The 13,912-nt window shown below is 46.7% G+C and carries 10 protein-coding genes; 2 read left to right on the top strand and 8 right to left on the bottom strand.

Going from position 1 to position 13,912, the window contains the following annotated elements; genetic code table 11:
• Positions 1–603 (bottom strand): CRISPR-associated ring nuclease Csm6 (gene csm6, locus Q7J27_08180; GenBank protein MDO9529122.1); only part of this gene is annotated, 603 nt, incomplete at its 3' end.
• Positions 604–605: 2 nt separating this feature from the next.
• Positions 606–1,550 carry a CRISPR system precrRNA processing endoribonuclease RAMP protein Cas6 gene (gene cas6, locus Q7J27_08185; GenBank protein MDO9529123.1) on the bottom strand — a complete coding sequence of 315 codons (945 nt, stop codon included), beginning with the start codon at positions 1,548–1,550 and terminating at the stop codon, positions 606–608.
• Between the two features lie 337 nt (positions 1,551–1,887).
• Between cas6 and Q7J27_08190 the strand changes: the two genes are divergently transcribed.
• A complete protein-coding gene (locus tag Q7J27_08190; protein ID MDO9529124.1) occupies positions 1,888–3,669 on the top strand; it encodes a tetratricopeptide repeat protein in 1,782 nt (593 codons plus the stop codon).
• 117 nt (positions 3,670–3,786) lie between these two features.
• Here Q7J27_08190 and Q7J27_08195 read toward each other — a convergent pair whose 3' ends face one another.
• The 6 genes from Q7J27_08195 to Q7J27_08220 all read right to left on the bottom strand — a co-directional run bounded on the left by Q7J27_08195 (position 3,787) and on the right by Q7J27_08220 (position 10,632).
• The gene (locus tag Q7J27_08195; protein MDO9529125.1) at positions 3,787–5,091 is read right to left on the bottom strand and encodes a TRAP transporter large permease; all 1,305 of its coding nucleotides are present in this window, start codon (positions 5,089–5,091) and stop codon (positions 3,787–3,789) included.
• Positions 5,092–5,094: 3 nt separating this feature from the next.
• Positions 5,095–5,580 carry a TRAP transporter small permease subunit gene (locus Q7J27_08200; protein MDO9529126.1) on the bottom strand — a complete coding sequence of 162 codons (486 nt, stop codon included), beginning with the start codon at positions 5,578–5,580 and terminating at the stop codon, positions 5,095–5,097.
• Between the two features lie 9 nt (positions 5,581–5,589).
• On the bottom strand, positions 5,590–6,627 hold the full coding sequence (locus Q7J27_08205; GenBank protein MDO9529127.1) for a TRAP transporter substrate-binding protein: 1,038 nt from the start codon (positions 6,625–6,627) through the stop codon (positions 5,590–5,592).
• Entirely contained in the window at positions 6,624–7,139 is a 516-nt protein-coding gene (locus Q7J27_08210; GenBank protein ID MDO9529128.1) for a 2-oxoacid:acceptor oxidoreductase family protein, read from the bottom strand. The genes Q7J27_08205 and Q7J27_08210 overlap by 4 nt, the downstream gene beginning before the upstream one ends.
• Complete coding sequence (gene iorA, locus Q7J27_08215) at positions 7,136–8,986, bottom strand: indolepyruvate ferredoxin oxidoreductase subunit alpha (protein ID MDO9529129.1); 1,851 nt, start codon at positions 8,984–8,986, stop codon at positions 7,136–7,138. Before iorA ends, Q7J27_08210 begins: the two co-directional genes overlap by 4 nt.
• A 356-nt stretch (positions 8,987–9,342) precedes the next feature.
• Positions 9,343–10,632, bottom strand: a complete 1,290-nt coding sequence (locus Q7J27_08220; GenBank protein ID MDO9529130.1) for a phenylacetate--CoA ligase — start codon at positions 10,630–10,632, stop codon at positions 9,343–9,345.
• 530 nt (positions 10,633–11,162) lie between these two features.
• Here Q7J27_08220 and ppdK point away from each other — a divergent pair.
• The gene (ppdK, locus tag Q7J27_08225; protein MDO9529131.1) at positions 11,163–13,901 is read left to right on the top strand and encodes a pyruvate, phosphate dikinase; all 2,739 of its coding nucleotides are present in this window, start codon (positions 11,163–11,165) and stop codon (positions 13,899–13,901) included.
• Positions 13,902–13,912: the final 11 nt, after the last annotated feature.

Here is a 13,912-nt window from a genome sequence, read left to right on the forward strand (position 1 = left end):
AATGAAGGGGACGGGGACAAGGTTGATCTTAGCGTACCGGGTTTCTTTTAAGTAATGCTCTCCATTTTTGTCTCTGAGTTCAATGGGCACGGATTTTTGAGGCGGATAGTAAAAATCCCTGTTGCTTTCAAACTCCGGTGATACAAGCACGTGATAAACACGGTCCCGCGGCCTCCCGTAAAGCTGGGCGGCCAGCGTGAGACAGGAGGTCATGGTCTTTCTGCCGCCTGCCACAGAGAAGAAGACGGCAGTGTTTGAATCTTTCGTAAATCTGAAGCTCAGTTCCAGACATTTCCTGAGCAGAGATTCGTTCTCTTCCTCACCGTCAATATCATCTATCTCTATTCCATTTCTGTCTTTTATTACGTGAATATTATCAAAACCGAATTTTAGGGATTCAGGATCGATATTATATTCCTTGAGGTACTGGTAATACTTACCATCGCCGGGGGAAAGAAGGTGTGCGTTTATCTTCTCCTTTCCCTGCCGCGTTGTGATAATATGAATGGCATCAACTCTTCGATTTTGCTGATGCAGGGCAAAGAGTGTTTCGGTAATCACCTGAGGGCTTAAACCAACAACGGCAAGAAGAATGTTCTTCATCGTCACATCCCTGTAATCTTGATCTTCCCGAGACCAAAGGAGGTCTGCTTCCCAATATGTACTTTTTCACAGAATCTTATGAGCGGTATAAACTCGCCAAGGTCTCCCGAATAGCGTACTTCTCCGGTTATCCCTCCCATAAGCATCGATTGGTCCTGCCTGTTTGAGTATCGTTTCCAGTCAAACCATTTAAGTGAGGAATCATTAATCTCAACTGACTCTGCACGTTTGACCATCCCCCTGTAATCGAGCGGAGGTTCCCCGTCTCCATGATAATTGGTAAGTGATGATACCCGTCTCAACATTGCCCTCACAAGTATGTGGAAAGGAAGGTTTGCATGAAGGGAGTTTTCAAACTTAAGCCGAAGGGGGGTTTGTAAGGTCAGCTCGAGGCTGTGAATTGTCTTATATTCTTCAGGCAGATGATCCTCAGCAACCAGGTCCTGTGTAAACTCGCCTTCTCTGATTTTATTGTCCTGACTGGAATAGACGGGATTGTCATCCGCGTCAACACTCACCAACTTAAACGCCGGACGTTTTCCATCAATTCGTCGTCCTATGCCCATTTTCCCCATCTGCTCGAAGGCATAAATGAAATAGGGCAGATAGTCATTCGCTCTGCCGAAAAGAAGGAGGGTAAAATTAAAAGCTTCGCCTTTTTTGTAATCGGTTTTTGTGGTATCGGGTGGCTCAATCACATAAGGATGAGGTGGGGAGGCTATTCTCTTCCGACTACCGTGATCATTTCTTGCGGTGGGAGTTTCAAAAACGAAGGAGTAGACACATTTTTCTCTTAAAAGGCAATCCTTGCAATCCTGCCTTCTAAGAGCACAGACGACCTTTTTTAAGGCATGACCGAAAACTCCCCGGAAGGTAGATCCCTTATAATAAGGAAGGATAGCGTCATCCTCGAATACGCTGGAAAAAAGGTACTTGCCATATAGCATTCTGTCCTGCCTATATCATTGCCCGTAGTCAGAAATTTTAATTGTTAGAAGTTTTCTGTTGCCGCATATATCCAATGCGTACCAGCACAAACTAAAAATTTAAACTCTTGCAACGTTGCAGGCGATTTGAGTGCAATTAAACTACAACAGATGATCTTACAGACTAAAACCAGCAGCAAGCATAAAGGAAAATCGGGATTTTCCAAGTAATATATAGGAATACCATCAAATCACATAACTGGCAAATAAATAATTTAACAGGTTGACAAGTTAATGGCTGAAAAATTATAGTGAATTTAAAATTCTGAAAAATATTTTAATCTCTGGAGGAAGCGCTGTGAGGACACAATATCTCTGTACATTCATCGCTGTCATTCTTATGTCCATGAGTTGCTATAGCTGCGTATCTCCCCCGAAGCATACCGGAATCCAACCCCGCACTCAATTTGCCAAGGATGTGGCATCAGTCAAAGGCCCCTCCTTATACAAGGAGGGTAAATACCAGGAAGCGCTGCCGCATTTGCAAAGATGGGTACAAACAGACCCGACTAACTGGATCTCACACAACTGGTTGGGAAATAACTATCTCCAATTGAAAAGATATGATGAAGCGATTGCCGAACTCCAGAAAGCAAATGCCATAAAAAAGGATAGTGGCAACTTCAATGGTCTCGGGCAATGTTATTACCATAAAGGCTTATACGATGAAGCGTTGGGATATTTCAGGATGTGGGTGGAACTTGATAATACTAACTGGATCTCACACCATTGGTTGGGATGCAACTATCTCCAATTGAAAAGATATGATGAAGCGATTGCCGAACTCCAGAAAGCAAATGCCATAAAAAAGGATAGCGTCAACTTCCGTGCTCTCGGGCAGTGTTATTATAAATTAGGGAAATATGATCATGCTATTGAGTTATTGGAAAGGGGATTGAATATATCACCTGACTTACAAAAAAGAGATTTTAAATTCGAACTTGCCATGTGCTACCTTGCAAAAGGAGACGACGGAAAAGCGTCTCAGCTACTTGAGGGAAGACAAATTCTTGGAGTACAGATACAAAAACATGAAAAAGGATTCAATATAGTTGACATGCATAAGAATGCTCCGGCTGATCGGGCCGGCCTCAAACGGGGAGATATCCTTACGGAATTTAACGGTAAATCCTTGTCTGAAATCGACATAAAGAAATTTATTGAAGAGCTTATTCCCAATACCGATGAGGCAGATGTGAAGTTCCTGCGGCAGGACAGGATTCACGCTGCCACAATCCAGATGAACCTCAGATTGGTGAAAAGAGTCGAACCAAAAACCATAATAATAGAAAGACCGGGATTTGCGGGTGAAAAATGGGCGGTAATTATCGGCGTGTCACAGTATAAAGACTCCCGTATCCCCTGTTTGAGATACGCTTCAAAGGACGCACAATCGCTCTATAACTGGCTGATCTCACAAAATGGAGGCCGATACTCTCCATCACGTGTAAAACTGCTTACCGACGAGTCCGCCACCACCCGGAATATCAAAAACGCCCTGTTCGGGTGGCTGAAACAGGCAATCGCGGAAGACATGGTAATCATCTATTTTGCCGGCCATGGCTCTCCTCCGTCACCTGATGAGCCTGAAAATCTGTTCTTACTATCATACGACACCGATTTTGACATGATTTCATCCACCGGTTTCCCTATGTGGGATGTGGAAACCGCACTGAAAAGATTCATAAAGGCTGAAAGAGTTGTGGTTATCGCGGATGCCTGCCACGCCGGCGGAGTTGGATCCGCATTTATACAGGGAACACGCGCAATTAATATTAAACCGACCACTGCCACTGCCCTTCAAAGCCTTTCAAACGCAGGAAAAGGTATCGCGGTAATCACGGCATCCGACGATAAACAACTGTCGCAGGAGGGTAAACAGTGGGGAGGTGGACACGGCGTCTTTACCTACCATTTATTAAATGGACTGAAAGGGGAAGCGGATTACAACAATGATAATCTGGTGACTCTGGGTGAGTTAATCCCCTATCTCTCTCAATCGGTAAGACGGGCAACCAAAAACGCCCAAAGCCCTACAGTAGCAGGGAGATTCGATCCTGCTATTACTCTGAAAAAGTAAATTACCATCGGCAAAGGTCGATAGCTTGAGAGATTTGAAAATCAGGACAAATTTACCAATTCTGTTTCAGGGAAATAGAAAGTTGATTAGTTAAGAATTGTTGTTTCGGCGTCATTTTCACTTCAGGAGGTCGGGCAGGAAAGTCACGATCTGAGGGAAAGACATCAGAATTATTATGCATATAATGTAAGCAGGCAAAAAGTAAAATACCCCCCGAAAGACATTGCCCAGAGATACATCTTTCGCCATTCCGGCTACCACGTAGGTAGTTGCCCCTACAGGCGGCGTTACCGCACCCAGGGTCGTTACGACCGTTATAGTAACTCCAAACCATATAGGGTCATAACCGAGATTCATGGCAACGGGATAAAAGATGGGAATAGTAATAAGCAACAATGCAAGAGCATCCATCACTGCACCGCCTATAATATAGATAATAAAGATTACTGTCATTATCACAGCCGGGGCCACGGGCAGTGAGGCAACCCAGTTTGCAATGTCGAAGGGTATTCTGGTCACCGCAAGAAATCTGCCGAAAATAACCGCGCCCGTAACAATAACGATAACCATACATGATATCGTTATCGTATCGGTTATTGAGGCGACAAAACCATTCCAGCTGAGCCGCCGCCCTATGAGACTTATCACCACGGCAAAAAAAGAGCCTGCCGCCCCCGCTTCCGTCGGTGTAAAGAAACCGAAATAGAGACCAACCATGACCAGAAGAAAAAGTGTTACCATCTCAAAGCTACCGGGGAGTGATTTAATCTTTTCTCCGAAGTTTGTTCTGGGTCCGGCAGGCCCCCAGTCACCATTTACCCGGCATATGATATAGATGGTTACCATAAAAAGTACGGCGAGAATAATACCTGCCGAAATGCCCCCGTAAAAAAGCCTGGCAATAGACTGGCCCGTATACAAACCGATAACAATTAAAACCACACTTGGAGGAATAACTACGCCGAGTGTAGAGCCACAGGCAATGGCACCTGTGCTCAAAACCGGTTCGTACTTGTATTTATTCATCTCAGGAAGCGCTACGGCGGTCATGGTAGCGGCGGTCGCCGCATTGGACCCGCAAATGGCGGCAAATCCGGCACACGCCATAACCGTAGCCATGGCAATACCTCCCCTGATATGCCCCATCCATGTATAGGCCGTCTTATACAGCTTTTCATTTATCCCGGAATAAAACGCTATCTCGCCCATAAAGATGAAAAGGGGTATTACGGTCAGACCATATTTGGAAAACGTAGCCCACAGGTCGGCACCTACCATATTAAGAGCCGCTTCAAAGGAGACGATATAACAAAACCCGCAGAAACCCGTAACTGCCATTGCAAACCCGACGGGCATCCCCAGAAAAAACAACATAAGGAGGAGGATAACAATCCCAATTATACCAACAATTGCCAAGTCCAACTATCAGGCTCCTTTTTCCTCAACGAACAACTTCAAGAGATCAATCAGCAAAACCAGTGCAAGGACAACACAACCCAGGGCAACCCCGTAAGTGAAAGGATAGAAGATGATTCTCAAGGTTTCCGTTACCTCCCCCGTTTCCCAAAGGTTCGAGGCCACCGTAGCGATCTGCCAGGCGGCACCGGCGAAGAAGATCATACATATGGAGTAATTGATACCGCTCAATATCTTTCGGGTCTTTTCCGAGAATCGATTCACCAGTATATCTACTGCAACATGACCTCTCTTAACCTGTGTATAGCCAAGGGCAAATGCAACAACGATTGCTCCGAATAATCCCATGAGTTCAAAGGTGCCCTTAACCGGTACCCATACAAGCCTCAAAAATATATTGGAACAGGTTAGAAGTACCATCCCCACCAGAAATATACCGGCCATACAGACAAGTATCCGGTTCAAAAATCTGCTGATTTTATCCAGAGACTCCATATCCGCCTTCTACTTTTGATATTTTTTTGAACCGCGATCTTCCTTGGCCGCTTGTATGTCTCGCAGAATCGCCCTTGCCGGCAAGCCCTTAGCTTCGGCATCTTTGATCCACCTTTCGGTTATCGGACTCAGCAATTTATTCCACTCTGCCATCTCTTCTTCCGTCAATTCAATGATCTCGATATTATAATTCTTCTTAGACCATTCAATGGACTCATTTACGTGCCTATCCATGTAGTCGCCCGTCCAAAAAGCCTGTTCTTCTCCCAGAGCTTCCATCACCTTCTGTACGTCTTTTGGCAGGGAGTTCCATTTTTCGATGTTCATTACAACGGCGAAGGGATAAACAGGTCCATTAAATACCGTCACGTATCTGCAGGTTTCCGCATACTTGAAATCCATAAGGGTCTCAAGGGAAGATGCAGCGCCCTTCACAACACCCTTCTGAAGGGCTTCGGGGGTTTCCGACTGGGGCATGCCAACCGGAGTAGCTCCCAATGCCTTCAAAACCTGGGCAACCCCTCCGGATGCCCTCAGCTCCAGTCCTTTCAGGTCGTCTAAGTTCCTTACCGGTTTTTTTGCGTAGATGTTTGCCGGTGCACAGGTAAACATGGTAAGTACTTTAACCTTTGCGAATTCCTCCGGTTTATATTTCTTGTAAATATCCCATAGAGTGAGGCTGGCTGCTTTTGCATCCGGGAAGCCAACGGGCAACGCGGTCGCATTGGTTACCACAAACCTGCCCGGCTGATAGGCCATGCACAGACAACCGATATCCGCCTGACCGGCGACGACACCATCGTACATGTTCTTGGCACCCAACAGGGTGCTGCCCGGAAAAGTATTGATTATAACTTTTCCGCCGGTGCGCTGCTCCACCTCTTTTTTCCATCTCTCCATCTGCACGCACGGGAATGTAGGAGCCGGCGGAAAATTAGCATAATTTAAAGTTATTGGCCCCGCTTTCACAGACACCGGAAATAAAGAACAGACAAACAACAGCATAACTATTAGTACCGTAATCCCTAAAAACCTTTTCTCTTTCATTCTTCACCTCCATAATATTTTAATCCCATTTCAAAACCTTTTAAGTTCATTTCAAGGCGGTCCGGCTTAGACAACTTTCTAATGGTTGTTTCCATCACTTCCTCATCACAAAAGAGGCTGCCTTCTTTCACCGTATATCCTAAAAGGATAAGATTCATGATGAGAAGTGATCCCAGCTCCTTTGCCATCCCGGTCGCATCAATGCTGTAATACTCTCCGGAGATGTCGGTATTTACAAATGACTTGCCTCCGGGCATTATGAAACTCCTGTAGATATCAAAGCTTGAACCGTCAAGAAATAATCCCACATCGCCCTGACCCATGCGGATCAAAGGACTTCTGAAAGACCCAACCTTAATATGGGAGACAACTGTTCCCCCTCTCATGGCCATGCCGTGCGTCTCCGAAGTCAGGACATCCATATTTTTTTCCACGGCCGCCTGTGCAAGAATCCTTGTCAGAAAGAGCACTCCCTGACCGCCGGTGCCGCTTATTATTATCTGTTGTTTCATTTATTGTCTCCTTCTTCCGCGACTATTGCCCCCGCAGGACACACGTGCTTACACACACCACACCCGATACAGATATTCTGATCGATTGAGAACCGCTTCCCCTCTGAATCACAAATAAGGGCCGGACACTCAAAGTTTTTCAGACAATACTCGCAGCCTGTACAATCTTCCGTTATTTTCATGGAATATACAGATTGTTTCTTTGCCGTCTCTCTGTTCAGGATGCACGGGTGTTTGGATATAATCACAGCAACGCCTCCATCCTCACCGCGGCAGTATCCATCGGCTTTCTTGAGATGGGAAGTAAACTTCTCAAAGTCATAAGGATCGCATTCTTTGAGAAATCTGACACCGCAGGCCCTCACCAGATCATGGATACGCACAGGCGTTCCTTTTGTCCCATCGGCCATAATTCCGACTTCAGGTGTCGGTTGATTACCGGTCATTGCTGTGGTGGAATTGTCCAGAATGACCAGGATAAATCGTGCTTTCTGAAATACGGCATTGATAAGACCGGGAATGCCCGCATGGAAGAAGGTGGAATCACCTATGGTCACAACAATAGCGGGAACTTCTCCGCCATCCCGGGCGTACGCGTGGTAAAAACCCGCCCCCTGGCTTATGCATGCACCCATACAGTGACAGGTATCTACGGCACCAAGATTCATGCCGAGCGTATAACAACCTATATCGCTGGGGAAAATTCCCTTGGGAAACGTTTTTTTGATCGCGTAAAATGCCGCCCGGTGAGGACACCCCGGACATAGAGTCGGTCTCTTTCCTTTTATCTGCGCTGGAGAACCGCCTGTTTCCAGAGGTATACTCAGAAATTTCTTCAACACATCCTGAATGATATCCGGCGTCAACTCCCCCTGGCCAGGAATTAGCTTTGAATTTCTTCCATAAATCCCCGTATTCGTCAGTTGCATCTCTATTGTGGGATAGGTCTCCTCAATGACGAGTATTTTTCCGTATTCGGAACTTATTTTTTGAATGAAACTCCTGTTTAAGGGATACGGCATGGTAACCTGGAAAAGGTCTATTTTCCCCAGAAAGCCCATATCTTCCAGGAGATCGCAGGTATGTGCGAAGGCTGCACCGGAAGATATGATGCAGTGTTTGTCCAGCGATCCATCACCGGCAATGAGTAACGGCGAAAAAGCTTCTTCATCCGATATGTCTTCAATTTTTTCATTTAAGAGGCGATGGAGCTCATATAGAAATTGCGGTGTCGCAACCCAGCGTCCCGGATTTTTCTCGAAACTAACTTTCCTCTCCAATTTTTCAGGGGTGAAACAGGGGACATTCTGTCTGGCATGGCATATACGGGTAGTAGGGCGGATCATTACGGGAAGTTCATATTTTTCAGACAGCTCAAAGGCCTTTTTGACCATCTCTTTTGCCTCTCCGGGACTGGCAGGATCAAGGACGGGTATCTTGGCGAAGCGCGCAAAAAAGCGGCTGTCCTGCTCCGTCTGGGAGCTGTGAGGGCCTGGATCATCAGCCACAATAACAACAAAACCCCCTTTAATTCCAATGTAAGCGGAACGCATAAAGGGATCGGATGCCACATTTAAACCGACCTGCTTCATGGCTACGGCAGATCTCTTACCGGTATAGCTGTTTGCCAACGCCACCTCATAAGCTACCTTCTCATTGACCGACCATTCTATGTGCATCCCGGTTTCTGTCTCACTGGAAAAATTGATGACTGATGCGAGAATCTCGGAGGCCGGCGTACCCGGGTAAGAAGCGGCGAGTGAGCATCCGGCTTCGACCAACCCCCTGCCGATCGCTTCATTACCCATGAGTATTCTCTGCTCTGTTCGATCCGTGTTTTGACCCATGCTCAATCCTCATTTTCGCCACAAAAAAAAGCCGTGGACATCGAAGGTTGTCCACGGCTTTTCATGTACGCTCTGTCTATTTAAAATTCTCGCGGCCGGCGAACAAACCTCCCCCTTATATATATCCACTGCCACCACCAGAATTTTAAACTATTATTTGCCATGTTCTTATTATGGATTACTATTACCTTGTTCTCTCAGTACTTCAGAAATATATTAACTTCAAACAAAAAGTCAAGCAAAACTTTTGTGAATCTCCCCGCCCACAGGGCGGGGCTTCCCGGTAAGGAATATGTTTGTTTTATATTGCGCCCCTTACCCCGCCTACAAGGCGAGGCTTGCGGGTGCACTCCCGATCAGTCCCTGTTATCGAACAGTCTCTTGGTTTTTTTCGCTGTTCTGGGAAGAGTATGATAGTCAACTATTTCTACCTTTCCACTTACCAGTATTTTCTTCCTGATATTGCTTTCTATCTTCCCGGCAAGCACGTCATCTCCTTTTGAGTCTCTCCCCATCTCTCTTTCCACCTTTACGGTCAGGTAGTCCTTCCCGTCATCCCCACGGTCGAGATGAATCTGATATTCGCTGCCGATACCATCCTGCCTGGAAAGTATCTCATCTATATTGCTGGGGTAGAGGTTGACCCCTCGGATAATAAACATATCATCAGAGCGCCCCAATATCTTATCATGACGGGGCAGGAGAGATCCGCATGGACATTCTCCTTCTACCGATCTCGTCAGATCCCTTGATCGATACCTGATAAGAGGCACCCCTTCTTTTCTAAGTGTCGTGTACACCATCTCTCCGACCTCACCTTCAGGAACAGGTTCCAGAGTTTCCGGAGCTAGCAGCTCCATGATATAATAATCAGCCCAGTAATGAATTCCCGTATGATAAACACAATCCAGACCGGTCCCCGGACCATAAAGCTCCGTCAGGCCTGGAATGTCGAAGGCATGCTCCACACCCAACAGCCCTTTAATCTTTTTTGTTGTGGCATCACTTGACCGTTCAGCCCCAAAAATGACCTTTTTTACACTGAGCTTATCATTGAGCCCCCGTCTGTCCACCTCTTCAGCCAGTAACAATGCCATCGATGCGGTGGAACATATCACCGTTGTCTGAAAATCGATCAAAAATTGCAGCTGCATATCAATGTTTCCCGGCCCGGCCGGTATGGCAAACGCCCCGAATTTCTCACAGCCGAGCTGAAAACCCACACCCGCGGTCCATACGCCGTATCCTACGCATATCTGAACCCTGTCTTCTTCCGTCAGCTCGGCCATCTCGTAACACCTCGCAAACATATCAGCCCAGTCGTTCACATCCTTTTTTGTGTAAACCATAACCTTTCTTTTTCCCGTCGTTCCCGTCGATGCGTGCATCCTTACAACACTTTCAAACGGCACGGATATGAGCGGCCAGGGATAGTTGTCTTGCAGGTCCTTCGCGGTTACAAATGGCAGCCTCTTGAGATCTTCAAGGCTCTTAATGTCATCCGGTTTAACACCTGCCTCCTCAAATTTTTTGCGATAAAATGCCGATCCATAATAGGCGTGGTTAACCGTCCACTTCAATCCTGACAACTGCAGAGCTTCCAGTTCTTCTTTGTTCGTAAATTTCGGCATAAATGTTTTTTTCAATAAAATCCCTCCAATGTTTATAGGTATTGATCAGCCTGGTAAAATGTTATCAGTGTTTTCCCTTATCGACCTGTCTACTTCTTTGACTTCAATTTCATATCTGTCAAGTTCATCGAAGTAAAGATTCTCCAGAACCTTAGCAGGCTTATCATCTAATTTCTTCTCAAAGATATGAGCTAAAGAAGAAGCAGGATCAGTAGATATAATCTGTTTTTCCCTTAGATTCAGGCAATGCTTGCCATTACTGGAAAGGAAAATATTTAAGGTTCGCGTTATATCATCAAATCATATGACTGGTAAAGGTTTTTTGACCGGGAGCGCATACCGCAAGCCCCGCCTTGTAGGCGGGGCAAGGGGCGCAATATAAAACAACATATTCCTTACCGGGAAGCCCCGCCCTGCGGCCGTGGAGCTTCACATTTAGGATTGTTAGAAGAGTAAAAAATCGACCTTGATTTTTAAAGGTTGCCAATGTTATATAGTTTTTCTTTAAAGCTACAAATCTTTTGGGTTGAGAAAGGAGCGTGGTCATGAAGAAAAAGTACGTCTATTTTTTCGGTGACGGAAAAGCCGAAGGCGGCGCGGATATGAGAAACTTGCTGGGCGGCAAAGGTGCGAACATCGCCGAAATGGTGAATCTCGGAATGCCGGTCCCTTCGGGATTTACCCTCACGACCGAGGTCTGTAGTGAATTCTATAAGAGAAAGAAAAATTATCCTGCGGGCGTAGAGGCGCAGGTGAAGGCAAGCCTGGCACAGGTGGAAAAAATCATGAAGCGCAAATTCGGTGATGAAAATGACCCGCTTCTTTTGAGTGTCCGTTCCGGCGCTCGTGCTTCCATGCCGGGCATGATGGAATCTGTTCTTAATATAGGGCTTACCACAAAGACCATTCCCGGCCTCATTAAAAAGTCGGGCGATCCTCGTTTTGTGTACGATGCCTACCGTCGTCTTATTGCAATGTACTCGGATGTTGTTATGGAAAAGGCCGCCGGTCTTGAACCGGAAGAAGATGAAGGAGTACGGAGTCAGTTAGAGCGCCTCCTGAAAAATGTGAAGAAAAAAAGGGGGTATAAGAGTGATTTAGATCTTACGGCCGATGATCTCAAGGGACTGTGTGAACAGTACAAGAAGACAGTTCATAAAGTATTGGGGAAAGAATTTCCTGATGATCCGATGGAGCAGCTTTGGGGCGGGATTAATGCGGTCTTCCTTTCGTGGAATGGAAAACGCGCTGTTGCCTATCGCCGCATTGAAGGCATTCCGGATGACTGGGGGACAGCAGTCAACGTTCAAACCATGGTTTTTGGTAACATGGGAGATGACTGTGCCACCGGTGTTGCCTTTACGCGGAATCCAGCCACCGGAGAGAACGCCTTTTACGGTGAGTGGCTGATCAATGCACAGGGAGAGGACGTGGTGGCAGGTACTCGTACCCCGTTTGCATTGAATGCGGTTTCAAAGGTTGATACCAACAAACATCTTCCCACGCTGGAAAAGGACATGCCGAAACTTTATAAACAGCTTTATGCTATCAGAAACAGGCTGGAACGGCATTACAAAGATATGCAGGACATAGAATTCACTATCGAAAGTGGTATTCTTTACATGTTGCAGACCCGGACAGGAAAACGAAACGGACCTGCCGCTATAAAAATAGCAGTCGATATGGCTAATTCAAGATTGATTTCCCGGGAGACCGCATTGATGCGGGTGGAGCCCGAACAGATCAATGAGCTCCTTCATCCAATGGTTGACCCGGCAGCGGAAAAAACCGCGGTCAAACTCGGAAAGGGCCTCCCTGCCGGGCCGGGTAGTGGCGTAGGCAAGATTGTCCTTACCGCAGACAAGGCCGAAGAGCTTGGCGCCAAAGGTGAAAAGGTTATTCTCGTCAGGGAAGAAACCTCACCGGAAGACGTACATGGGATGAAACCTTCCCAGGCAATCCTGACCGCCAAAGGGGGGATGACCAGCCATGCAGCGCTTGTAGCCCGCGGTTGGGGGAAATGTACTATCGTGGGGTGTGGAGACCTCAGCATTAATCTCAAGGCAAAAACCGCAAAATTTGGCGATACAGTCCTCAAAGAGGGGGACTGGATAACCATGAACGGTACCAAGGGTATTATTTATAAGGGTCAACTCGACTTAGTCGCCCTTGATCCAGCAAAAAACAAACCATACAGAGAGCTAATGTCATGGGCCGATAAGGTCCGCAAGCTTAACGTTCGTACCAACGCCGACACTCCCGGGGACGCTGCTACTGCTGTGATGTTTGGTGCGGAAGGTATAGGACTCACCCGAACTGAGCACATGTTTTTTGGCGACCGTATATGGGCAATGCGCGAGATGATCATGGCCGACACTCTTGAAGAACGTGAGAAGGCCCTGGCCAAACTGTTGCCGATGCAGCGTGAAGATTTTTACGGAATTTTCAAAGAGATGAAAGGACGTCCTGTTACTATTCGGCTTCTTGATCCCCCGCTGCATGAATTTGTCCCCCATGAAAAGGCCGCACAGAAAGAGATGGCTGCCCGTTTGAAGATTAAAGTCGAAGAGATCGTCAAAAAAGTTGAGTCTTTGTCAGAATTTAATCCGATGCTCGGTCACAGAGGATGCCGTCTGGGGACGACGCATCCCGAGATTACGGCAATGCAGGCACAGGCAATCTTTGAAGCTGTTGTGCAGTGCAAGAAGAAAAAAATAAATGTACTGCCCGAGGTTATGGTACCCCTGGTAGGAACTGTGGGTGAATTTACGAATCAAAAGGCTATCATTGATAGAGTGGCAAAAGAGGTTATGGACGAGAGCGGGACAAAGTTTAAATATATGGTAGGGACTATGATTGAAATCCCGCGGGCTGTCCTCGTTGCGGACAAGATAGCCGAAAATGCGGAATTTTTCTCGTTCGGCACAAACGATCTTACCCAGATGGCATTTGGCTATTCGCGAGACGACGCCGGAAGTTTTTTACCGGACTATATTCGCCGTAAGATACTGGCAGGTGATCCATTCCAGAGCATTGACCGAACGGGCGTCGGCGAGTTGATGAAGATCGGGGTGAACCGCGGCCGCTCGGAACGAAAAAACCTGAAAATAGGGATCTGTGGCGAACATGGAGGCGATCCTGCGTCTGTGGTCTTCTGCCATGAAATCGGGCTTGATTATGTGAGCTGTTCTCCCTACAGGGTACCGATCGCTCGGCTTGCGGCTGCACATGCAGTGATAATGGAGAAACTGGGCAAGAGGGACAAGAAAACTACTACCGGCTAAAGCCGATAGCT

This window comes from Syntrophales bacterium (genome assembly GCA_030655775.1).
GTDB lineage: Bacteria > Desulfobacterota > Syntrophia > Syntrophales > JADFWA01 > JAUSPI01.